The sequence below is a fragment of the Streptomyces ruber genome (genome assembly GCF_014648075.1).
GTDB classification, from domain to species: Bacteria; Actinomycetota; Actinomycetes; order Streptomycetales; family Streptomycetaceae; genus Streptomyces; species Streptomyces ruber.
The window spans coordinates 121,386-143,284 of record NZ_BMQK01000015.1; the positions used below are offsets into that span (position 1 = coordinate 121,386).

Annotated in this window: 19 protein-coding genes; 2 read left to right on the forward strand and 17 right to left on the reverse strand. The window is 73.0% G+C overall.

What is annotated here, in order from left to right; genetic code table 11:
- Positions 1 to 15: 15 nt before the first annotated feature.
- From IEZ04_RS26490 to IEZ04_RS26560, 15 genes are all read right to left on the reverse strand, one after another.
- Complete coding sequence (locus tag IEZ04_RS26490; protein WP_189219476.1) at positions 16 to 681, reverse strand: response regulator; 666 nt, start codon at positions 679 to 681, stop codon at positions 16 to 18.
- Positions 678 to 2,123 (reverse strand): sensor histidine kinase, encoded by a 1,446-nt coding sequence (locus IEZ04_RS26495; protein ID WP_189219477.1) that lies wholly within the window; start codon positions 2,121 to 2,123, stop codon positions 678 to 680. The genes IEZ04_RS26490 and IEZ04_RS26495 overlap by 4 nt, the downstream gene beginning before the upstream one ends.
- On the reverse strand, positions 2,116 to 3,309 hold the full coding sequence (locus IEZ04_RS26500; protein ID WP_189219478.1) for an acyltransferase family protein: 1,194 nt from the start codon (positions 3,307 to 3,309) through the stop codon (positions 2,116 to 2,118). Before IEZ04_RS26500 ends, IEZ04_RS26495 begins: the two co-directional genes overlap by 8 nt.
- Positions 3,302 to 4,327, reverse strand: coding sequence for an alpha/beta hydrolase (locus IEZ04_RS26505; protein WP_189219479.1), 1,026 nt, complete (start codon positions 4,325 to 4,327; stop codon positions 3,302 to 3,304). The genes IEZ04_RS26500 and IEZ04_RS26505 overlap by 8 nt, the downstream gene beginning before the upstream one ends.
- A gap of 188 nt (positions 4,328 to 4,515) precedes the next feature.
- Positions 4,516 to 5,454: an alpha/beta hydrolase gene (locus IEZ04_RS26510; protein ID WP_189219480.1), complete on the reverse strand. Its 939-nt coding sequence runs from the start codon at positions 5,452 to 5,454 to the stop codon at positions 4,516 to 4,518.
- Positions 5,455 to 5,819: 365 nt separating this feature from the next.
- Entirely contained in the window at positions 5,820 to 7,031 is a 1,212-nt protein-coding gene (gene kynU, locus IEZ04_RS26515) for a kynureninase (protein ID WP_189219481.1), read from the reverse strand.
- Positions 7,024 to 7,875: a tryptophan 2,3-dioxygenase family protein gene (locus IEZ04_RS26520; RefSeq protein ID WP_189219482.1), complete on the reverse strand. Its 852-nt coding sequence runs from the start codon at positions 7,873 to 7,875 to the stop codon at positions 7,024 to 7,026. Before IEZ04_RS26520 ends, kynU begins: the two co-directional genes overlap by 8 nt.
- A 161-nt stretch (positions 7,876 to 8,036) precedes the next feature.
- Positions 8,037 to 8,450, reverse strand: coding sequence for a DUF3151 domain-containing protein (locus tag IEZ04_RS26525; protein WP_189219483.1), 414 nt, complete (start codon positions 8,448 to 8,450; stop codon positions 8,037 to 8,039).
- A 91-nt stretch (positions 8,451 to 8,541) separates the two neighbouring features.
- A complete protein-coding gene (gene fbaA, locus IEZ04_RS26530; protein WP_189219484.1) occupies positions 8,542 to 9,573 on the reverse strand; it encodes a class II fructose-bisphosphate aldolase in 1,032 nt (343 codons plus the stop codon).
- A 166-nt stretch (positions 9,574 to 9,739) separates the two neighbouring features.
- Complete coding sequence (gene pyrE, locus IEZ04_RS26535) at positions 9,740 to 10,288, reverse strand: orotate phosphoribosyltransferase (RefSeq protein WP_189219485.1); 549 nt, start codon at positions 10,286 to 10,288, stop codon at positions 9,740 to 9,742.
- 46 nt (positions 10,289 to 10,334) lie between these two features.
- A complete protein-coding gene (locus tag IEZ04_RS26540; protein ID WP_189219486.1) occupies positions 10,335 to 11,123 on the reverse strand; it encodes an aldose epimerase family protein in 789 nt (262 codons plus the stop codon).
- Positions 11,124 to 11,480: 357 nt separating this feature from the next.
- Entirely contained in the window at positions 11,481 to 12,386 is a 906-nt protein-coding gene (locus IEZ04_RS26545; protein WP_189219487.1) for an SRPBCC family protein, read from the reverse strand.
- Between the two features lie 102 nt (positions 12,387 to 12,488).
- Positions 12,489 to 14,147: a polyamine aminopropyltransferase gene (locus tag IEZ04_RS26550; protein WP_189219488.1), complete on the reverse strand. Its 1,659-nt coding sequence runs from the start codon at positions 14,145 to 14,147 to the stop codon at positions 12,489 to 12,491.
- A 137-nt stretch (positions 14,148 to 14,284) separates the two neighbouring features.
- Positions 14,285 to 14,803 carry a DUF2617 family protein gene (locus tag IEZ04_RS26555; RefSeq protein WP_189219489.1) on the reverse strand — a complete coding sequence of 173 codons (519 nt, stop codon included), beginning with the start codon at positions 14,801 to 14,803 and terminating at the stop codon, positions 14,285 to 14,287.
- Positions 14,804 to 15,266: 463 nt separating this feature from the next.
- Positions 15,267 to 15,557 (reverse strand): hypothetical protein, encoded by a 291-nt coding sequence (locus IEZ04_RS26560; RefSeq protein ID WP_189219490.1) that lies wholly within the window; start codon positions 15,555 to 15,557, stop codon positions 15,267 to 15,269.
- Positions 15,558 to 15,716: 159 nt separating this feature from the next.
- On the opposite strand from IEZ04_RS26560, the gene IEZ04_RS26565 reads away from it, so the two are divergent.
- Both IEZ04_RS26565 and IEZ04_RS26570 read left to right on the forward strand, forming a co-directional pair.
- The gene (locus IEZ04_RS26565; protein ID WP_189219491.1) at positions 15,717 to 16,955 is read left to right on the forward strand and encodes a pyridoxal phosphate-dependent aminotransferase; all 1,239 of its coding nucleotides are present in this window, start codon (positions 15,717 to 15,719) and stop codon (positions 16,953 to 16,955) included.
- Between the two features lie 70 nt (positions 16,956 to 17,025).
- The gene (locus IEZ04_RS26570) at positions 17,026 to 18,222 is read left to right on the forward strand and encodes a glycosyltransferase family 39 protein (RefSeq protein WP_373296362.1); all 1,197 of its coding nucleotides are present in this window, start codon (positions 17,026 to 17,028) and stop codon (positions 18,220 to 18,222) included.
- A gap of 22 nt (positions 18,223 to 18,244) precedes the next feature.
- Here IEZ04_RS26570 and IEZ04_RS26575 read toward each other — a convergent pair whose 3' ends face one another.
- Both IEZ04_RS26575 and clpB read right to left on the reverse strand, forming a co-directional pair.
- A complete protein-coding gene (locus tag IEZ04_RS26575; RefSeq protein WP_189219493.1) occupies positions 18,245 to 18,772 on the reverse strand; it encodes a YbjN domain-containing protein in 528 nt (175 codons plus the stop codon).
- A 231-nt stretch (positions 18,773 to 19,003) separates the two neighbouring features.
- Positions 19,004 to 21,610, reverse strand: a complete 2,607-nt coding sequence (gene clpB, locus IEZ04_RS26580; RefSeq protein WP_189219494.1) for an ATP-dependent chaperone ClpB — start codon at positions 21,608 to 21,610, stop codon at positions 19,004 to 19,006.
- Positions 21,611 to 21,899: the final 289 nt, after the last annotated feature.

Genomic DNA, 21,899 nt, shown 5'->3' on the forward strand with positions numbered 1-21,899 from the left:
CGCACCGAGCCGTCCTCAGTAGCCGGACGGCCGCACGAGCCCCGACTCGTACGCGAAGATCGCGGCCTGGGTGCGGTCCCGCAGCCCCAGCTTGACCAGGATGCGGCCCACGTGGGTCTTCACGGTCTGCTCGGCGACGACGAGGCGTGCGGCGATCTCGGAGTTGGACAGTCCCTGGGCGATCAGCGCGAGAACCTCCGTCTCCCGCTCGGTGAGGTCGGCCACGCGGTCCTTCAGCGGGGCGCGGGGAGCCGCTCCGTGCAGCCGGGAGAACTCGGCGATGAGCCGGCGCGTGACGCCGGGGGCGAGCAGGCCGTCCCCCGCCGCCACCACCCGTACCGCCTCGGCGAGCTGGTCGGCCGAGGCGTCCTTGAGCAGGAAGCCGGACGCACCGGCGTGCAGCGCCTCGTACACGTACTCGTCGAGGTCGAAGGTGGTCAGTACCAGCACCCTGATGTCCGGGGTCGCGCCGGTGATGCGGCGGGTGGCCTCGATGCCGCCCAGCTCCGGCATGCGGATGTCCATCAGGACGACGTCCGGGGCGAGTTCGGCGACCTTCGCCACGGCGTCGAGGCCGTCCACCGCCTGGCCGATCACCTCGATGTCGGGCTGTGTGTTGAGCAGCACGGTGAAGCCCTGCCGGACCATCTGCTGGTCGTCGGCGATCAGTACCCGGATCATGCGGTGTCGTCCTCGGGTTCAGTGAGTTCGGTGGGTTCAGTGGGTTCAGTGAGTTCGGTGGGGTCGGGGAAGTCGTCGGGGCCGGTGGGGTGGTGACGGGTGTGATCGATGCGGTCGGGGTTGTCGACGGGAAGGAACGCGAACACCGTGTAGCCGCCGTCCGGCAGGGAGTGCGCCGACAGGGTGCCGCCCAGCATCGTGGTCCGCTCCCGCATGCCGAGCAGACCGTGCCCCGCCCCCGGTGACGGCGGTGCGGGCCGCAGCGGGGGCGTGTTGATGACGTCGACCCGCAGTCCGTGCGCGAGGTGCGTGAGGTGGACCTCGGCGCTCGCGCCGGGCGCGTGGCGCAGGACGTTGCTCAACGCCTCCTGCACGATGCGGTACGCCGACAGTTCCACACCGGGCGGCAGCGGCCGCCGCTCGCCCGCGATGTCGATGGTCACCGTCAGACCCGCGGCCCGGGTGTTCTCCACCAGCGCGGGAAGCCGGTCGAGGGTGGGCTGCGGGGTGTGCCGGGCGGTGTCGGTCCGGTCCGGCTCGCCGGGAACGGGAACGTCGGGGTGTTCGGAGCGCAGCACGCCCAGCACCCGGCGGAGTTCGGTCAGTGCCTCCAGCGCGTTCTGCCGGATGCCTGCGAGGTTCTCCTTCAGTTCCTCGGACGGGTCCTCGACGAGGTGCGGGGCGACCTGGGCCTGGATGGAGATCACCGACATGTGGTGGGCGACCACGTCGTGCAGCTCGCGGGCGATGCGGCTGCGCTCCTCCAGGAGGGTGCGGCGAGCGCGTTCCTCGGCGGTGAGTGTGGCCTGCTGCTTGAGTTCCGCGCGTGCCTCGCGGCGGCCGCGGAACGCCATGCCGAGCACCACGGCGACCGCGCACAGGACGACCGCGAGCACCCCCGTGGACTGGTAGTCCGGTGCCCCCACCAGGCCTTGGAGGAGGTAGGTGAGCAGCACGGTGATGCCCAGGGCCTCCGCGGACACCCGGGTCGGCACCCGCAGCGCGAGCAGCAACAGCACGAAGACCTGCGCGAAGATCCCGGCCGCGGTCCAGGGCCAGGTGAAGTCGTGCGCCGCGCCATCCATCAGACGCATCCGCACCGCGACGGCCGCCACCACGGTGGCTCCCGTCGACAGCCACCAGGCCGGGACCGGCCGCCACAGCGCGAGCGCCACCGCGCCGCCGTGCGCCAGCGCAAACAGCAAGGCGTACGCGAAGGCGAGACCGGCATGGTCCTGGAGCTGCATCACCTCGCCGACCGCGATGCCGACCGCGGCGAGACAGACCACGGTATGCGGCAGCCGGCGCAACCATGCCGATAGCGGCAGCGGATCGACCCGTGCGGTCCACAGGTCGTCGCGCAGCACCCGCAGCCCGCGCCGGGCGTGCTCCACGGCCGCGTCTTGGATCCCCCGTCCCGTCACGCGGTTCACCCTAGACATGATGTGTCCGCGCCGGGACACCTCGGTCCGGGGTCCGGTGGCCCCGCACCACCCGCAAGCGTCCCCGGCCGCCACCCCGCTCGTGACGGCGGAACGCGGACCGGCAGACGGCGAGCGCCACGGCGAAGACCGGCAGCCAGAGCAGCCGGGCGGCGACCCAGGACAGGTCGTCGGGTACGGTGTGCAGCCCCGGCAGGCGGCCGGCCGGCAGACTAGCGGCCGTGGTCGCCATCAGGGCCGTCTGATGCCACAGGAACACCGTCATCGCGGACAGGTTGACCAGCGCCACCGCTGCCCACGCCACGGGCCGGCGCATCGCACGACGCAACGGTCCGCGCAGCAGCAGGGCGAGCCCGCACTGGGCCAGACCGAAGGTGACGGCCGCCAGCGTGGGCGGATCGAGGTTGGACACCGCCGCGCCGGGGACGCCGACCATCGACGCCGGGTAGCCCGCCCCGGCGACCAGGGCCGCGGTCGCCGCCGCACCTCCGGTGAGCAGGGCCCAGCCCGCGCGGCGGCGCTCCAGCTCCCCCCGCGTCCAGGCCGCGCCCAGGGTGTAGGGCACCAGCCAGCCCGCGGCCACGTTCACCCAGCCGAGCCAGGACGGGCCGTCCAGTCCGAAGCGTATGAGGTCCACGTGGAGGACGACGGCCAGCGGCCACAGCGGGCTGAGCCGGGCCAGCAGCGGGGTCGCCGCCGTCAGCACGGCGAAGACCAGCAGGAACCACAGCGGCGACAGCGCCAGCTTCAGCAGCGTACGCACCGTGTCCGGGTCGGTGCCCGTCACGAGCAGGCCGGCCACCACGACCGTCCACAGGGCCAGCAGAGCCGGCACCGGACCGGACAAGCGGATCAGACGGGCGTGCAGCCACTGCCCGTAGCTCGATCCCCGCGCGCGTGCCGACGCGTACCCCTTGGTCGCCACATGCCCGCCCACCAGGAAGAACACGGCCAGTGTCTGGAAGAACCAGGAGACCGGCGCGAGCCAGGGCATGTGCCGCAGCGGGCTGGCGGTGTGCAGGCCGCCGCTGTCCGCGACCAGGGCGGTGACCAGCCAGTGGCCCAGGACGACGCCGAGGATCGCGAGGCCCCGCAGGGCGTCGACGGCCCGGTCCCTCCCCAGGGCCGACGCGGCCGCGTCCAGACGGTGAACGGTGGAGCGGAGCTGTGCGGCCGGCTTACGCACGGGTCACCTCCGAGGTGTCGCCGAGAACGATCCGGGCCAGGTTGTCCAGGGAGACGGAGCCCGGGCGGAAGTAGTCGCTGTGGCCGCCGTCGCCCGCCGCGAAGACACGGGCACCGAAGGCCGGTGAGACGGGGTCGGTGCCGAAGCCGACCGTGGTGCCGAAGAGGTGTGCGCTGACGTGCGGTGCGGCCTCGATCCAGTCGTCGGCGCCCCGCGCCGCCCACACGCGGGCCGATGTGTTCAGCTCCGCGGCGCTGTCCGCACCGGTGCCGGGGCTGCCGACGAGGACGATGTCCGTCACTCCCGGCCCTCCGGCGTCCGCGGGCCCGAGCCCGTCCGCCGCCCGGGCGCAGACGGCCGTGCCGTACGAATGGCAGAGCAGGGAGATGCGCGCGTCCCCGCCGGTCAGTCCGCGCAGGTCGTCGACGAACGCCCGCAGCCGGGGCGCCGCCGCCTCCGCGCGGCCCGTGGTCAGAACAGCCGTGCCGATGGTGCGCGGGCTCTCGTAACCGAGCCAGGCGACGACAGCGGTACGGGCACGGAGGCGCGGATGGGCGTCGAGCCGGTGACGCAGGGAGGTCGCACCCGCGCGGAACCGGTCGTACGTGTCCAGACTCGTGTCCGAACCGGGCACCAGGACGGCGATGCGGTCCGCCCGCGCCAGGTCGCCGAAGACCTCGACCGCTCGCCCGGAGCCGCGTCCGTCGAAGAGCAGCAGCTGCCGGGAGGGCGCGGCCATGGCCCGGTCGGCCGCGGCGCGTCCGCGGTCACCGTGGTCCGCGGCCATGCGGGCCGCTGCGGCGGCGTTCGCACGGTTCGCCGCGTAGGTGTCCTCCAGGGTCGCCGGGGTCGGCGCGGCGAGTGCCGCCGGTACCGGTGCCGGGACGTACGGCCGGCCGAAGGCCGATACGGGCACGATGACCGACACCGCGACGAGCAGGGCGAGCAGAGTGCGCCGGACTCTCCCCGCCGGTTCCGCCCGCCTCCCGCCCCGGCCCGCCCCAGACCCCGCCCGCATAACTCCCCGCCTCCCCGTCCGCCCGTCCATCGGGCTCGCACGAGAAGGAAGTTACGAACGGGCGTGCGTGGTCGGCGTCACGCCAGGGAGCTCAACCGCCCACTGGCTCTCAGGTATTACGGGTAGCACCCCGGAGACGGATCGCAACCAGGACGCACCAGTAGGTCTCGGCGGCATGCCCCACCGTCCTACCAGGCCAGCTGGGCGATCTCCTCCGCCACCACCGCGCAGGCGTCCGCCGACGGGTCGATCAGGGGGAAGTGGCCGACGTCCTCGAGCAGGGTGAGCCCCACCATCTCCCCCGCCCTCGCCGCCGCGTCCACGTACGACTCGGCCACGGCCCGGGGCACCACCGTGTCGTCACGGCCCTGGACCACCGTCGTGGCGATGCCCGTCGGCAGCAGGAGCGCCGGGTCGGCGTACGGCCGCCGGGCGCCGAACGCCTCGGCTCCGCCCAGGAGTTGCCGGGCCGCTCCGCCGCACACGTCGAGCTTCTCCGCGACGTCGAAGTCGGCGATCGGGGCGAGGGCGACGACACCGCGCAACGGTGCCGGCTGCCCCGTACGCCACGGCGCGTCGGGCGGGAGGACATGACGGGCGGCCGCCCACAGCGCCAGGTGCCCGCCCGCCGAGTGCCCGGTGATCACCGTGCGGCGCGGATCCGCCTGCGGCAGCGCGTCCCGTACGAGACCGGGCAGCGCGTCGAACGCCGCGGCCACGTCGTCGAACGTCTCCGGCCAGCGCCCCGCCGGTGCCGCGAACGAAGCCGCACTCTCTTCCCCAACAGCACCCTTGCGGTACTCCACGTTGGCCACGGCGAAGCCCCGGCGGGCCAGGAAGGCGGCGAACGGCGTCATGTGGCGGCGGTCGTACCGGGCGCGCCAGGCACCGCCGTGCAGGACGACGACGAGCGGGGCGGAAGCGTTGCCGGAGCCGGGCCGGCCGTCCCCCGCGGTACCGGCGGTGCCGTCGGCACCGCGCGGGGCATAGAACTCGATCACCTGGTCGGGGTGGTCGCCATACGCGGCGCCGGCGTCCGGGGCGACCGGCGGGTGCGAGAAGGCCGACGCCTTCTCGGCGGCGGCACGGGAGACGGCGTCGTCCGGTGCTGCGGCGTCGTCCGGCATGTTCCAACCTTCCAGCGGTGAAACGGCGTTGGTCTTCGGCACACGAGGCGGACCCGGTGGGGATCCGGCCGTTGGCGGGGACGGTATCAGGCCGGTGACGAGGGCGGACACGCGGATGTCACGCTCGGTGAAGGCGAACTGTTCTCGCTGGTGGAGCGAGTGCGCCGTACGGCCGAGGGAGCCTCCGGCGGTGGGCCACGCGCGCGGACCGCGCCTTCCGGACGCGCCGACGACGGGAACGCGCGGCCGAAAACAGCAGTCGGCCGCACGCCTCCCGTTCGCTCCGGGCCCGCATGACCAGCCCCGGTCCGCGCGCCGAGCCCCGGCCCGCACGACCAGCCCGGCCCGCACGACCAGCCCCCGTCTCAGGTCACCAACACCTCCGCCAGCACCCGGGCCGCCCGCTCCGTGTCCCCGAAGCCCACGTACAACGGCGCGAAGCCGAAACGCAGCACGTCGGGCCGGCGGAAGTCGCCCACCACACCACTCGCGACCAGGCGCCTCATCACGTCCCCGGCATCCGCGGACGTGCAGCGCAGCGCCACCTGGCTGCCCCGTTCCGCGTGTGCGGCCGGGGTGAGGGACTCCACGCGGCCGTCGGGGACGTACGCCGTCACGCACTCCAGGAAGAAGTCCGTCAGGGCGAGCGACTTGGTACGGACCGCCTCGACCGGCACCCCGTCCCAGACGTCCAGGGCCGCCTCCAGCGCGAGCATCGACAGGATGTCCGGCGTGCCCACACGCGCGCGCGGGGCACCGGCCGCGGGCGTGTAGTCGGGGCTCATGCCGAAGGGCTCGGCGTGGGAGTTCCAGCCCGGCAGCGGCGAGTCGAAGCGGGGCTGGAGGTCTTGGCGTACGTACAGGTACGCGGGCGAACCCGGCCCTCCGTTGAGGTACTTGTACGTGCAGCCGACCGCCAGGTCCACCCCGTGCTCGTCCAGCCCGACCGGCAGGGCGCCCGCGCTGTGGCACAGGTCCCAGACGGCGTAGGCGCCCGCTCCGTGCACCGCGGCCGTCAGTCCCGGCAGGTCGTGGAGCCGGCCGGTGCGGTAGTCGACGTGGTTGAGCAGGACGACGGCCGTACGGTCGGTCAGGGCTCCCGGCACCTCGGCCGGCGTCACCGGCCGCAGCGTGCAGCCCGTCATCCGGGCCGCCGACCGCGCGATGTACCCGTCCGTGGGGAAGGTCGTCGCGTCGACCACGATCTCGTCCCGCGCGGTGCCGCCGGCCGCACGCGCGCGGGCCATCCGTACCGCCGCCACCAGCGCCTTGAAGACGTTGACGCTGGTGGAGTCGCCCACGACGATCCGACCGGGTGCCGCACCCACCAGCGGGGCGATCCGGTCGCCGATCCGCTCGGGCGCCGTCCACCAGCCGCTCTCCTCCCAGGAGCGGATGCGCAGTTCGCCCCACTGGCGGCGGACGACGTCCGCGATCCGGTCGGGCACGACCGCCGGCAGCGCGCCCAGCGAGTTGCCGTCCAGGTAGACCGTGTCGTCCAGCACGAACCGGTGGCGGAGCTCCGCCAGCGGGTCGGCCGCGTCCAGTTCCTCCGCTTTCGACAGGAGCTCAGACATACGACCGCGCCGTCCACAGCTCGGGGAAGACGTTCCTGCGGGTCCGTTTCTCCAGCCACGCCACACCGGCGGAGCCGCCCGTACCCGCTTTCGCGCCCATGGCCCGCCGGGCGGCGACGAGGTGGTCGTTGCGCCAGCGCCACACCAGTTCGGCCACGTCCGTCAGCACCTCGCCGAGCCGGGCCAGTTCGTCGGACTCGTCGCCCGCGTAGAGGGCGGCCCACACGGCCTCCACCGCCGTGTCGGGCTCGTACCGCCGCGAGACGTCGCGCCGCAGGACCGAGTCCGGCACCGGATGTCCGCGCCGGGCCAGCAACCGCAGCACCTCGTCGTAGAGGCTCGGCTCGTGCAGCGCCTTCTCCAGTTCCGCGTGCGCGCGGGGTGCGCCGCGGTGCGGGACGAGCATGGACGCGGACTTCTCACCGAGCAGGAACTCCATGCGCCGGTACATCGCCGACTGGAAACCGGAGCCCTCTCCGAGGGAGCCGCGGTAGGAGTTGAACTGGGCGGGCGTCAGCTGCGACAGCGGGCGCCACGACGCGTCGAGGGCCTCCAGCTCCCGCACGGAACGTTTCAGCGCGGCCATGGCGCCGGGTACGTCGTCGTCGCGGAGCGCCGCGGCGGCCGTCTCCCACTCGTGGACTATCACGGTGAACCACAGCTCCATGACCTGGGTGGTCACCAGGAAGACCATCTCCCCGGGATCGTCGGAGAGGGGCTGTTGCAGGTGGGTGAGGACGTCCGCCCTGACGTAGTCCTCGTAGGGGGTCGTGCCCCGGAAGTCGAGATGCGGGGTATCGGGCTGGTCGACCTCGATCCCCTCGTCACGCGCGTGCTGGGACATCGCAGTCTCCTGCTGTTGATCCGGGTAGCGGTCCGCCCCTGCCGATGCCGGCACGGGGGCCCCGGTCCCCAGGGGCATCCTCCGCAATTCCCGCCCCCTGCGGCAAGGCCCGCACGACCGGTCCTCCATGGTCGTGCGGGCGTCGCGCCTGCCGTCCCCGGTCAGCTGAGCGTCTGCGCCGCCGTCTCCGAGGAGTCCTTCAGGAACTGCGAGCAGCGCTCGTACTCCTCCTGCTCGCCGATCGCCTGCGCGGCACGGGCGAGGGCGTGCAGGGCGCGCAGGAAGCCGCGGTTCGGCTCGTGCTCCCAGGGGACCGGGCCGTGGCCCTTCCAGCCGTTGCGGCGCAGGGCGTCGAGACCGCGGTGGTACCCGGTGCGGGCGTACGCGTACGACTCCACCACGCTGTCCCGCTGGAACGCGTCGTCCGCGAGCTGGGCCCAGGCGAGGGAGGAGGTGGGGTACCGGGCGGCGACGTCGGCGGGCGCGGTGCCGTTCGCCAGCAGCTCCCGGGGCTCCGGGTCGTCCGGGAGGTGCGTCGGGGGCGGACCCCCGAGAAGGTTCTGGTGAATGCTCATGGCTCCCAGTCTGAACCATGCGCAGGGCCCGGCTCCCCCTCCGTACGGTGGCGGGGAACCGGGCCCTGGACGGCTCCGGGAGCGGACGGCCTTACTTGATCTTCGTCCCCGCCGACCGCAGGTTGCCGCAGGCCTGGACGACGCGCTCGGCCATCGACGCCTCGGCGAGCTTGCCCCACGTACGCGGGTCGTAGGCCTTCTTGTTGCCGACCTCGCCGTCGATCTTCAGGACGCCGTCGTAGTTGGCGAGCATGTGACCGGCGACCGGGCGCGTGAAGGCGTACTGCGTGTCCGTGTCGAGGTTCATCTTGACCACGCCGTTCTCCAGCGCGGTGCGGATCTCGTCCTCCGTGGAGCCGGAGCCGCCGTGGAAGACGAAGTCGAACGGCTTGCCGCCGGCCTCCAGGCCGAACCGCTCGGCGACGCCGTCGTTCAGCTCCTTCAGCAGGTCGGGACGGAGCACGACGTTGCCCGGCTTGTACACGCCGTGCACGTTGCCGAAGGAGGCGGCCAGCAGGTAGCGGCCCTTGTCGCCCAGGCCCAGCGCCTCGGCGGTACGGATCGCGTCCTCGACCGTCGTGTAGAGGGAGTCGTTGATCTCGTGCGAGACGCCGTCCTCCTCGCCGCCGGTCGGGGTGATCTCGACCTCAAGGACGATCTTCGCGGCGGCGGCGCGGGCCAACAGCTCCTCGGCGATGGAGAGGTTGTCGGCCAGGGTCTCCGCCGAGCCGTCCCACATGTGGGACTGGAACAGCGGGTTCTCACCGCGGCCGACCCGCTCCTCGGAGAGCGCGATCAGCGGACGCACGTAACCGTCGAGCTTGTCCTTCGGGCAGTGGTCCGTGTGCAGCGCGATGTTCACCGGGTACTTCTCGGCGACGACGTGCGCGAACTCGGCCAGCGCCACCGCGCCGGTGACCATGTCCTTGCTGTACTGGCCGCCGAGGAACTCCGCGCCGCCGGTGGAGATCTGGACGATGCCGTCGCTCTCGGCCTCCGCGAAGCCGCGCAGCGCGGCGTGCAGGGTCTGGGACGAGGTGACGTTGATGGCCGGGTAGGCGAACCTGCCCGCCTTCGCCCGGTCGAGCATCTCGTTGTAGACCTCGGGAGTTGCGATGGGCATCTGTCCGCTCCTTGTGTGTGCGGGGTCGCGTACGGCTGTACGACGGTACGGCTCTTCTACTGCTGTCTACTGCTGTTTACGGCCCTGACCTAGGACGACGTCATCGTCGTCCCCATCTTCCCAGACGGGCCGGAATGCTCCGGTCCTCCCGCCCCTCTGGGCAGGCTCAGTCCAGGCCCAGCTCGTCCTTGGAGAACGCGAAGAGGTACGGCACCCCGGCGCCCTCCTGGATCTTCTCGGCAGCTCCCGTGGCCCGGTCGACGATGGTCGCGACGGCCACGACCTCGGCGCCCGCCTCCCGCACGGCCTCGACGGCGGTGAGCGGGGAGCCGCCGGTGGTGGAGGTGTCCTCGACCACGAGCACGCGACGGCCCTTGATCTCGGGGCCCTCCACCCGGCGCTGCAGGCCGTGCGCCTTGGCGGCCTTGCGGACGACGAACGCGTCGAGCCGCCTCCCGCGCGCGGCGGCCGCGTGCAGCATGGCTCCGGCGACCGGGTCGGCGCCCATGGTGAGCCCGCCGACCGCGTCGAAGTCGAGGTCGGCGGTCAGGTCCAGGAGCACCCGACCGACGAGCGGCGCGGCCTCGCCGTCCAGCGTGATGCGGCGCAGGTCGACGTAGTAGTCGGCCTCCAGCCCCGAGGAGAGGGTCACCTTGCCGTGCACCACGGCCTTGTCCTTGATCTGCTGCAGCAGCGCGCCGCGTTCGTCACTCATGCCCGTCAGCTTAGACAGCCGGTGCCGCGGCGTTGAGAGGCGGCGCTCAGAGACGGCGCCAGGTCCAGGTGGTCGTCGCCTCCAGGGGCTCGATGGGCGTGACCTGGCGCGGGTGGGTGTTCAGCCCGTTCGGCGGCCCGGTCTGCGGCTCCACGCAGACCGCCTCGGCCTGCTCGTCGTACACGACGACCCACTGCTCGCGGGAGGCCACGTTCACCTCCAGCTGTCCGGGCCAGGTCAGTGTGACGTCGACGCCGTCCGGCATGCCGAAGCAGTCGTCCCAGGGGCCGGGCTTCGGCTCGGTCCGGTCGCCCGTGGGCAGGTGGTCGGGGCCGCGCTGCAGCTGCCAGGCGGGCCGGAAGTCGATGCGCACGTCCTCGCCGCCCAGGTTCCGGTTGAACCAGGGGTGCCAGCCGATCTGCGCCGGGAAGGACGTCCCGTACGTCTCCACGGCCATGGACAGCGTGAGGGCGTCCTCGGTGAGCGCGATCACCTGGGTGACGCGGCCGGGGTGGGGCCAGGGGTCGACCAGGTCGTACGTGAGGACGGCCTCGTCCGGGGCGGTGCGGGCGACGGTCCAGGCACCGTTGCGGGCGGTGCCGTGGATGGCGTGGGGCGGGGCGTTCAGCGGCATCTGGCGGACGGTCGTGCCGTCCAGGAAGCGGCCGTCACGGATCCGGCCGCACCACGGGACCATGGGGAAGCAGCCGAACCGCTCGCCCTGGCGCAGCAGTTCGACACCGCCGACCCGCAGACCACTCACCCGCCCGCCGTTCGCCGGCGCCACGACAACCTCCGCGTCACCCGCGGTCAACGTGATCTCTTGGTTACGCACGGCACGACCCTACGGGGTGGTTCCGGCGGGCGGGCGGAGAGGGGCACGGCGCGGTGCCGCCGACGGCACGGCGCGCGCCCGGGCGCGGGCACGCAACGCTGACGGCGGCCGGGGGCGCGAGGCGATGAGGGAGCCTCCGGCGGGTGGGTCCCAGGGGCGGGGACGAGGGGCCTGCGGTCGTCGGATCGCGCCGGGGCGCGCACTACAGGCCTCCACCGGGGGACGCGTGACGAGCGGCGGGGGCTCGCCGTTCGGGGCATGCGTTACCGGGGCACGGCGTGGGTGGCCCGTGGACGGCCCGTGAGCGTCCGGCGGCGACAGTCGGCGTTGGCGCGGCCGAGCGCCGGGTCGGTGCGGTCAGCGGCGCTTGCGGAGGGCTCTGGTGACGACGATGGCCGAGGCGAGGGCCAGGGCCGCGGCCGGAGCGGCCCAGCGGAGCGCGGGGCCGGGCGCGTGGGACTCCGGAGCCGGTACGGGGGCGTAGCGGCCGCGCGGCGGGGCGTGGTCCACCTCCTCCGCGCTGCGCCCGATCATCGTGCGGCGCGCGTGCGCGGCCTCGGCCGGGGGTTCCTCCGGGCCGCTCGGAGCGACGGACGCGAGATCGTCCGCGACGGGGTCCAGGGGGACCGGCGGCACCTCCGTGTCGAACACGGCCGCCGGCTCGGGACCGGGACCGGGGCCCGCACCGGGATCGGGGTCGGGGCCGGAATCGGGACCGGGACCGGGGTCGGAAGACGGCGCCGGCTCCGGGATGTCGGCCGCTCCCGCTGTCGTGGCCCCGGTGCCGGTGCCGTCAACCGACGACCCGCCCTCCGGCGGCAGGCCCTGCGCGGTGCCCTCGTCGGAGGCCGTCGCCAGGTTGTCCGCGAACCGGTTCAGCAGGCGTGTCACCGCCGTGGACACCGCGTCGGCGGGCAGGTCCGCGACCCGGCCGTCCGCCGTCGCCGTACCGGTGAACGCGACGGTCGTGCCGCCCTCCGCCGGGAGGAGCCGCACCGTGAGGCGCAGTTCGACGGAGCCGCTGCCGCGGGCCTCCGTCCCGTCGCCCTCGACCGTGTGGGTGCCGTCGTCCCGGGCGGTGACGCGGAGCGCGCCGCGGTAGGTGATGGTGTGCCCGGCGACGCGTACCCTCAGGCGTCCGGCCACCGGGGCCGCGCCCGCCTCCTGCTGGAGCCCGGGAACCGCTCGGGCCACGCGTTCGGGATCGGACAGGGCCGCCCTGAGCCGATCGGCCGGAACCGGAACGAACACCTCATGCTCCATGTCAGCCGAGCCTACCCACGGCGCCCTCGTTCGCACCCGTACATACACGGATTCCGCGGGCCGAGCCTCCCCGTGGCCCCGTGGCACGGCGGCGCGTCCGCCTCAGCCCGCGTACCGCGGGTGTACCAGCGTCGACGGCGGCAGGTCCCACGCGCGCGTCTCCCCGGCCTGCCGGATGCCCGCCGTCAGCGCTCCGCGCGTGAGCGCGCGCAGGCCGCCGGGCAGTGTCTCCGGGACGTCCGGCATCGGCCGTCCCTCCGCGGACGCCAGGAGGAACCCCCAGTCGCGGGGCGCCCGGGACGCCCCCGAGGTACGGTCCGGGCCCGACACGAACGCGGACGCGCGGCCGCCCACGCGGTACGGCGCCGTCCACAGACCGGCCGCCCGCAGCGTCGCGTCGACCGTCCAGAAGACGCGCGGCCGGGACTTGGCCGGACCCGCGTGCACCACCAGCCGTCCGCCGGGCGCGAGGACCTTCCGGACCATGCCGTAGAACTCCTGCGAGTACAGCTTCGCGTCCGCCGTGATGCCCGGGTCGGACAGGCTCGCGACGACGACGTCGTACGCCGCCGGGGGCGCCCCGCGCAGCCAGGCGAAGGCGTCCGCGGTGCGCACGTGCACGCGCGCGTCGTCGTACGCGTCACCGTTGAGGGCGGCGAGCGCCGGGTCGGAGCGGGCCAGCCGGACCACGCCCGGGTCGGCCCCGGCCACGTCGACCCGGCGCACGTCCGGATACCGCAGCACTTCGCGGGTCGCGAGACCCTCGCCGCCGTCGAGGACGAGCACGCGCGCGTGGGTGCCGTTCATCGCGGGGTGGACGAGGGCCTCGTGGTAGCGGCGTTCGTCGCGGCCGCTGAACCGCAGCCGGCCGTCGAGGAAGAGGGCGAGCGGCCGGCCGCGCGTCCCGCCGGTGAGGACGACCTCCCGGTCGCCGGTGCGCAGCACGACCCTGACGTCGGCGCCGTAGACCGCCCGCCGGGCCTGCCGTTCGAAGTCGTCGGCGAGCACCGCGGCCGTGGCGAGCAGGGCGAGGACGAGGACGTTGACGAGGAGGAGGCACCAGCGGCAGCGGTGCCGCAGGTCCTTGCGGAACAGCCCCAGGGCGAGGGCGGCGCCGGCCACCACGTTCACCGCGCCGGTGAGCAGGGCGCCGGTCACCTGGCCGAGCCAGGGCAGCAGCAGGAAGGGAAAGGCGAGGCCGCCGACGAGCGCGCCCACGTAGTCCGCGGCGAACAGGTCCGCCACCGCGCCGCCCGCGTCCTGGCGGCGGACGCGCTGGATCAGCTCCATCAGCAGCGGCACCTCCGCGCCGATGAGGCCGCCGATGGCGAGGGAGAAGGCGACGAGGACGCAGCTCGGTCCGTCCTTCCACATCCCGCCCCAGTCGCCGGTCCAGGCGAACACCGCGTACATCGCCATCGCGCTGCAGCCGCCGATCAGGGCGAGCGCCGCCTCGATGGCACCGAAACCGGCCGCGGCGTGCCAGCGGAGCCGCTTCGCGGCGAGCGAGCCGACGCCCATCGCGAAGACCATCACGGAGAGGACGACGGACGCCTGGGTGACCGAGTCGCCGACCAGGTACGAGGCCAGGGCGACGAGTTCGAGTTCGTACACCAGTCCGCAGGCCGCGCAGACGAACACACAGGTGAGGACGAGGAACCGGCCGGTGCCCTGACGGACGGGCAGCCGCGCCTGGCCGCCGCCCGCACCCGTTCCCGGCGGGGGGACGCCGGGGGGTGCGGGAGCGCGCGACTCGATCACGCTGGGAACGCTACGTCACACTTCCGTGGCACTACGTCACCCACACGTGTGGAAGTACGACCGCGCGAAGCACCGGTGTTTGCGGGGGCTTCACCTCCGACGCTCCATCAAGTGGCGCGCTCCGATGCGCGGTTGCCTCACACCGGCGCCGGCACCCGCACCCCCACCCTCGTCCTGGTGGCCACCAACTGGCCGTCCTGCGGGTACGCGTGCCAGGTCCGCCAGTGCACCTGGCCCTGGTGGCGCTGGGCGAGCATCGCGGTGAAGGCGTGGGGACTGCCGGGAAAGACGCCCGCGAGGCCGTGGGGATGGTCGGACACCAGCGCCAGCAACTCCTGCGCGCGCCCCGCGAAACAACCCGGCGAGAGGACCTCCACACGCGCGGAGAACTCGTACTCCCAGTCACCGACCCGCTTGGCCACGCCCAGCGGGAGCGGCGTGCTGGAACCCGGCATGCACGCGACCGTCTCCGAGCACGTTCCCCTCTCCTCCTCGAGGAGCACCTGGTGGGAGGCTCCGAGCAGTCTCAACTGAAGCATCACGTCAGCGAGTTCGAGGTTGAGGACGGCGAGCGCGGGCAGCGGTTCGCGGCCCAGGGCCCAGGCGAGGTCGGCCGCGCTCGTATCGGTGTAGGAGGTGTTCAGGGTCGTGAGCATGGGTCGGCTCCGCAAGCACGCAAAGAGTGGGGTGGTACCGGCACGCCCCGATCGGCCCCGGTGGATGACCCGGTCGGCCAGTGGGATGGGGACGTCCGTTCAGGTCTGATCAGCCCGGTCAGGCCTTTGGGGGGAGGACGTCCGGGGGCTGCGTTGGCGATTTATAGGGAATCATGAAGTGTGGCGCCGCCACAGCGTTTTTACCCATCTTCGTAGGGGTTCCATCCCCCGAGGGCTCCCCAGCTCAACTGTTCAACCGGGCGTGCGCCCACCGCGTCGAAGTGCTCCCAGCGCGCCCGGTCACCTGCTGATGCGCGTGGGCACACACCCGTCCCGCGCGACGACCATCGGCACACGCACCCCGCGCACGCCTCCACGCACGACGGGCGCCCGCCGGGAGGTCACCCCTCCCGACGGGCGCCCGCACATCAGCCCGTGCGACCCGTCCTGGGTCCGTACGTCGTCAGTTGCCGCCGCCGCATCCGCCGCCACCCCCGCAGGAGTGCCCGCCTCCGCCCGACGAGGAGCCGCACGAGGAGCCCCCGCCGCCCGAGTCCGACCCCGAGCCGGAGTCGGAACCCGAGCCCCAGCCGATGTCGCCCGCCCACCAGCTGCCGCCACCGGTCGAGTCCACCGAGTGGGGCCGCCGTGTCGTCCCCACCCTGGTCCGCGCGCCACGTCGGCTCACGACCACCGTGAACACCACTACCGCGCAGACGATCGCAAGGATGATGCCGATCACCGCGAGTGCCATGGCGTCACCCGCCTTTCTTCCCCCGAAGCGGTCGTGCCCCTGGCCCCCCGTGGGCTCGGAACCGGTCCCCCGCTTCTCGCGTGCCACGGGAATGCCCTGCGCTCCATCGGGCGAAAGCAGAGTTGAGGAACTCCAGAGCTTCGGCGCAGGATGGCGGCCATGACCTCCAGCCCGCGTCCCGCGTCCGACTCCACGCCCGGCACCGCGTCCGGCTCCGCGCGCCCCCCGCTGAACCGCCGGCTCGCCGAGTTCGGGACGACGATCTTCGCCGAGATGTCGGCCCTGGCCGTCAGCACCGGCTCCATCAACCTGGGCCAGGGCTTCCCCGACACGGACGGCCCGGAGGAGATCCGCGAGGCCGCCGTGCGGGCGCTGCGCGACGGACGGGGCAACCAGTACCCGCCGGGCCCCGGCATCCCCGAGCTGCGCGCGGCCGTCGCGGCGCACCAGGAGCGGCGGTACGGGCTGCTGTACGACGCCGACACGGAGGTGCTCGTCACGGCGGGCGCGACCGAGGCCATCGCCGCGTCGCTGCTCGCGCTGCTGGAGCCCGGCGACGAGGTGATCGCCCTGGAGCCGTACTACGACTCGTACGCGGCGTGCATCGCGATGGCGGGCGCGCGCCGGGTGCCGGTCACGCTCCGGCCGCACCGCGGCGAGGACGGGGCGCCGTCGTTCCGGCTCGACCTCGACGAGCTGCGGGACGCCGTGACCGACCGCACCCGGCTGCTGCTGATCAACACCCCGCACAACCCGACCGGCACCGTCCTCACCCGCGCCGAGCTCGCCGCGATCGCCGGGCTGGCCGTCGAGCGCGACCTGCTGGTCGTGACCGACGAGGTCTACGAGCACCTGGTCTTCGACGGCGCCGAGCACGTGCCGCTCGCGACCTTCCCCGGCATGCGGGAGCGGACGGTCGCCATCGGCAGCGCGGGGAAGAGTTTCTCGTTCACCGGCTGGAAGGTCGGCTGGGTGACGGCCGCGCCCGCCCTGCTGTCCGCGGTCCGGTCGGCGAAGCAGTTCCTGACGTACGTCTCCTCCGGGCCCTTCCAGTACGCGGTCGCCGAGGCGCTCGCGCTGCCGGAGACGTACTTCGCCGCCTTCCGCGCGGACATGCAGGCCAAGCGGGACGTGCTGGCGGCCGGGCTCGCGGAGGCGGGGTTCGAGGTGTTCCGGCCGGCGGGCACGTACTTCGTCACCACCGACATCCGGCCGCTCGGCGAGCGGGACGGCTTCGCCTTCTGCCGCGCCCTGCCGGAGCGGGCGGGCGTGGTCGCCGTCCCGAACGCCGTCTTCTACGACCACCGCGAGGTCGGCGCGCCCTTCGTGCGGTTCGCCTTCTGTAAGCAGGTCGAGGTACTGCAGGAGGCGGTCAAGCGGCTCAAGACGGCCTTCTAGCGAAGCATTTCGCGCCATTATTGGCGTGTAAAGCTGGCAAATCCGATTTACCGGACGCATGGTTCCGGGTGTGACACACGTCAGCACCGTGCCGGCGCAGGGGCGCAAAGGTGCCCGGCGACCACCCGCCCGTGTCCGGTCCGTACCCGAGCGGCCGCCCGCCGTCGTGCTGGCCGTCGGCCTCTTCCTGGCCGCCCGGCTCGTCGGCGTCGTCGTCCTCGCCGTGGTGGCCCACGGCACAGGCCGGGGACTGTTCCACGTGCTCACCCACACGTGGGACACGCCCTGGTACCTGGGCATCGCCGAGAACGGCTACGGGGTGGTGCGGAGCACCTGGTTCGGGACCGCCAACGACCTGGCGTTCTTCCCGCTCTACCCGGGGCTCGTGCGCGCGGTCACCGAGATCGTGCCGATCGGCGGCGGCACCGCGGGGCTGCTGGTGTCGTGGACGGCCGCGGCGGTCGCCGCCTGCGGGCTGTACGCGATCGGGGCTCGGCTGTACGGCCGGGGCGCCGGTGTCGTGCTGGTCCTGCTGTGGGCGGTGCTCCCGCACTCCGTCGTGCTGTCACTGGCCTATACCGAGTCCCTGCTCACCGCTTTCGCGGCCTGGTCCCTGTACGCGGTGCTCACCGGGCGCTGGGTGTGGGCGGGCACGCTGGCGGCGCTCGCGGGCCTGGCCCGGCCGAACGGGATCGCCGTGACGGCGGCGGTGCTCGTGGCGGCGGCGTGCGAGGTGTGGCGGCGGCGCGGCCGGGACGTCCCGCTCCGGCTGTGGGCGGGCGTCGCGCTGGCGCCGCTCGGCTGGAGCGGCTACGTGCTGTGGGTGGGGGCGCGCACGGGTGATCTGCTCGGCGGGTACTTCGCGGTGCAGCGGGGGTGGGGGTCGAGGTTCGACTTCGGGGTGAGCGCGGTGCGGTTCGCCGGGGAGAAGCTGCTGCACGGCGGCCGGTACACGTACGCCATGGCGATGGTGATCGTGCTGGTCTCGGTCGTGCTGTTCGTGCTGCTCGCCCTCGACCGGCCACCGAGTGCCCTGCTGGTGTACACGGGCGTGCTGCTGCTGATCGCGCTCGGCGGCTCCAACTTCTTCGCCTGCAAGCCGCGTTTCCTGCTGCCCGCCTTCCCGCTGCTGCTGCCGCCCGCGCTGGCACTGGTCCGGACGGCGCGAACCCGGCCCTGGCACGCGACCGTGGTGGTCGCCGCCCTGGCCGGGTTCTCGTTCTGCTACGGGGCGTTCCTGGTCGTGCACGGCGGCACGTCCCTGTGACGGCCCGCCGGCGCGCCGAGGATCACTCGTCCCCGGGCTTCTCCGCCTCGTCGACGTCCTCCGCGAGACCGAGCTGCTCGACGAGCCAGCGGTCGAACTCGATGGCGGCCCGCACCCAGCTCACCGTCGACGACACGAAGTGCTCCAGGCTGACACCCGTGCCGATCAGCATCTGCGCCTCGCCGATGAGGCGGACGGTGCCGTCCTCGTGGGTGTGGCTGTAGACCTTCGGCCACAGGGTGCGGCGGTTCCACTCGTCGATCTGCTCGAGCAGCGCGGCCTTCTGCTCGATGTCGTGCGGCCGGTCGTAGAACGTCCGCACCGAGAACACCTGCTGCTCGGCCTCGCCGCGGAACATGAAGTACGTACGGAACTGCTCCCACGGCGCCGCGAGGTCACCCTCGTCGTCGACGACGTACTTCAACTCCATCTGGTCGAGGAGCTGCTTCACGAGGTCCTGATCCGGGACCACGGGGCCCGCCGGTCCTTGCGGCTGCGGCTGTGGCTGCTGGCCCCCGAAGTTCGGAATCGAGGACGGGTCGATGCTCACCGTGTTTTTCCCTTCGTACGGATTCCGCCATCCTCCCTCATCCGGGGAGGGGGGTGGCAAGCCCCGACGGGCCTGTCACCCATCGGCTGGCTCGATCCGGTCAGCCGAAACCACCGGGCTCCGATTCTCGTCCTCCGCCGTGGCCGCCGGGGCCGGTTCCGGCGTACGCGCCGTGCCGCGCCACGGCCCGCCGCCCTCCCGGGGTGACGGGCCGTACGCACCACCGCGCCGCTACAGCGTCTTGCCGCTTCCCGGCCCCACGATCAGGTCGTCGCCGAAGCGGTCCACGCGGACGGTGTCGCCGTCCTTGATCTCGCCGGAGAGGATCTCCCGGGCGAGGCGGTCGCCGATCGCGGTCTGCACCAGGCGGCGCAGCGGGCGGGCGCCGTAGGCCGGGTCCATGCCCTCGTCGGCGAGCCAGGCCAGGGCCTCGTCGCCGACCTCCAGGGTGAGCCGGCGCTCGGCGAGCCGCCGGGCCAGGGAGTCGATCTGGAGCCGGGCGATCCGGCTCAGCTCGTCCTTGGTCAGGGCGGAGAAGACCACCAGGTCGTCCAGCCGGTTGAGGAACTCCGGCTTGAACGAGGCGCGGACGACCTCCAGCACCTGCTCCTTCTTCTCCACCTCACTGCTCAGCGGGTCGACCAGGAACTGGCTGCCCAGGTTGGAGGTCAGGATCAGGATCGTGTTGCGGAAGTCGACCGTACGGCCCTGGCCATCCGTGAGGCGCCCGTCGTCCAGTACCTGCAGCAGGATGTCGAAGACCTCGGGATGGGCCTTCTCCACCTCGTCCAGCAGGACCACGCTGTACGGCCTGCGGCGTACCGCCTCCGTCAGCTGGCCGCCCTCCTCGTAGCCGACGTACCCGGGGGGCGCGCCGACCAGCCGGGCCACGCTGTGCTTCTCGCTGTACTCCGACATGTCGATGCGGACCATGGCCCGCTCGTCGTCGAAGAGGAAGTCCGCGAGCGCCTTGGCCAGCTCGGTCTTGCCGACACCGGTCGGACCGAGGAAGAGGAAGGACCCGGTGGGCCGGTCGGGGTCGGAGATCCCGGCGCGGGTACGGCGCACGGCGTCCGACACGGCGCGCACGGCCTCCGTCTGGCCGATGAGCCGCTTGCCGAGCTCGTCCTCCATCCGCAGCAGTTTCTGGCTCTCGCCCTCCAGCAGCCGGCCGGCCGGGATGCCGGTCCAGGAGCCGACGACGTCCGCGATGTCGTCCGGGCCGACCTCCTCCTTCACCATGGTGTCCCTGGCGGCCTCCTCCTCGGCGGCGGAGGCCTCCTCCAGGTCCCGCTCCAGGGCCGGGATCTCGCCGTACAGCAGCTTGGACGCGGTGTCGAAGTCGCCGTCGCGCTGGGCGCGCTCGGCCTGGCCGCGCAGGTCGTCCAGCTTCTCCTTCAGCTCACCGACCCGGTTGAGGGACTGCTTCTCCTTCTCCCAGCGGGCGGTCAGCCCGCGCAGCTCCTCCTCCTTGTCGGCGAGGTCGCGGCGCAGCCGCTCCAGCCGCTCGCGCGCAGCCTGGTCGGTCTCCTTGCTGAGCGCCAGCTCCTCCATGCGCAGCCGGTCGACGGCGCGCTGCAGCTCGTCGATCTCGACGGGCGAGGAGTCGATCTCCATCCGCAGCCGGGAGGCGGCCTCGTCCACGAGGTCGATGGCCTTGTCGGGCAGGAAGCGGGAGGTGATGTAGCGGTCGGAGAGGGTGGCGGCGGCGACCAGCGCCCCGTCCGCGATCTGCACCTTGTGGTGCGCCTCGTAGCGGCCCTTGAGCCCGCGCAGGATCGCGACGGTGTCCTCGACGGTGGGCTCGGCGACCAGCACCTGCTGGAAGCGGCGCTCCAGGGCCGGGTCCTTCTCGATCCGCTCCCGGTACTCGTCCAGCGTCGTCGCGCCGACCATGCGCAGCTCACCGCGGGCGAGCATGGGCTTGAGCATGTTGCCGGCGTCCATGGCGGAGTCGCCGCCGGCGCCCGCGCCCACGACGGTGTGCAGCTCGTCGATGAAGGTGATGATCTGCCCGTCGGAGTCCTTGATCTCCGCGAGGACGGTCTTCAGCCGCTCCTCGAACTCACCGCGGTACTTGGCCCCGGCGACCATCGCCCCGAGGTCGAGCGCGACCAGCCGCTTGTCCTTCAGCGACTCGGGCACGTCGCCCTTCACGATGCGCTGGGCGAGCCCCTCGACCACGGCGGTCTTGCCGACGCCCGGCTCACCGATCAGCACCGGGTTGTTCTTGGTACGGCGGGACAGCACCTGCACCACGCGGCGGATCTCGGTGTCCCGGCCGATGACCGGGTCGAGCTTGCCCTCGCGGGCCGCCGCCGTGAAGTCGGTGCCGAACTTCTCCAGGGCCTTGTACTGGCCCTCGGGGTCGGGTGTGGTCACCCGGCGCCCTCCCCTCGCCTTGGTGAAGGCCTCCTGCAGCCGCTTGGCCGTGGCCCCTTGACCGGACAGTACGTCACCGGCCTGGCCGCCCTTCGCGGCGATGCCGATCAGCAGGTGCTCCGTGGAGAGGTACTCGTCGCCCAGCTCCTTGGCCTTGGCCTGCGCCTCGGCGATGACGGCGAGCAGCTCGCGGTTGGGCTGGGGCGGCGCGACGGTGGAGCCGGTCACGCTGGGCAGGCCGGCGAGGACGCGTTCGGCGCCCGCGCGCACGGAGGCCTGGTCGGCGTCGACGGCCGCCAGCAGGTCGATGATGTTCTCGTTCTCCTGACGGCCTCGCCCCTGGAGCAGAGCCAGGAGCAGGTGGGCCGGGGTGAGGTCCGCGTGCCCCTCGGCCACGGCCCGATTGCCGGCCGTCCTGATCGCGTCCCGGCTCCTGTTGGTCAGCTCGGCATCCACGTTCGCCTTCTCCTCCTTGCGTCAGCCTCGCTCAGCTGTTGCCTGCACCACTCTGACTTCGGCAACGTGCACAAAGTTGAGTCTATTCCACTCAAGGGCGATTCGGGGAGGCGGAGCGGCACGGAGTCGCCCTGCCGGACGCGTACCCCGCGGATCGGCGCGCTCCCGGCCGGCGGGCCGGAGGTGACGAGGGCCCGACGGCAAGCAGAAAGGCGCCTCCGGTGGAGACGCCTTGGAAGCGCGGCCGGCGCACGGCATGCGGGCACGGCCGTGGCCGGATCCGACCCGG

Coding starts and splice junctions, on each gene's coding strand:
- IEZ04_RS26545 (WP_189219487.1), bottom strand. CDS start 12,386: ATGGAGCATGAGGTGTTCGTTCCGGTTCCGGCCGATCGGCTCAGGGCG.
- kynU (WP_189219481.1), bottom strand. CDS start 7,031: ATGTCTGAGCTCCTGTCGAAAGCGGAGGAACTGGACGCGGCCGACCCG.
- IEZ04_RS26490 (WP_189219476.1), bottom strand. CDS start 681: ATGATCCGGGTACTGATCGCCGACGACCAGCAGATGGTCCGGCAGGGC.
- IEZ04_RS26565 (WP_189219491.1), top strand. CDS start 15,717: ATGACCTCCAGCCCGCGTCCCGCGTCCGACTCCACGCCCGGCACCGCG.
- IEZ04_RS26510 (WP_189219480.1), bottom strand. CDS start 5,454: ATGCCGGACGACGCCGCAGCACCGGACGACGCCGTCTCCCGTGCCGCC.
- fbaA (WP_189219484.1), bottom strand. CDS start 9,573: ATGCCCATCGCAACTCCCGAGGTCTACAACGAGATGCTCGACCGGGCG.
- IEZ04_RS26520 (WP_189219482.1), bottom strand. CDS start 7,875: ATGTCCCAGCACGCGCGTGACGAGGGGATCGAGGTCGACCAGCCCGAT.
- IEZ04_RS26560 (WP_189219490.1), bottom strand. CDS start 15,557: ATGGCACTCGCGGTGATCGGCATCATCCTTGCGATCGTCTGCGCGGTA.
- IEZ04_RS26525 (WP_189219483.1), bottom strand. CDS start 8,450: ATGAGCATTCACCAGAACCTTCTCGGGGGTCCGCCCCCGACGCACCTC.
- pyrE (WP_189219485.1), bottom strand. CDS start 10,288: ATGAGTGACGAACGCGGCGCGCTGCTGCAGCAGATCAAGGACAAGGCC.
- IEZ04_RS26555 (WP_189219489.1), bottom strand. CDS start 14,803: ATGCTCACGACCCTGAACACCTCCTACACCGATACGAGCGCGGCCGAC.
- IEZ04_RS26495 (WP_189219477.1), bottom strand. CDS start 2,123: ATGTCTAGGGTGAACCGCGTGACGGGACGGGGGATCCAAGACGCGGCC.
- IEZ04_RS26505 (WP_189219479.1), bottom strand. CDS start 4,327: ATGCGGGCGGGGTCTGGGGCGGGCCGGGGCGGGAGGCGGGCGGAACCG.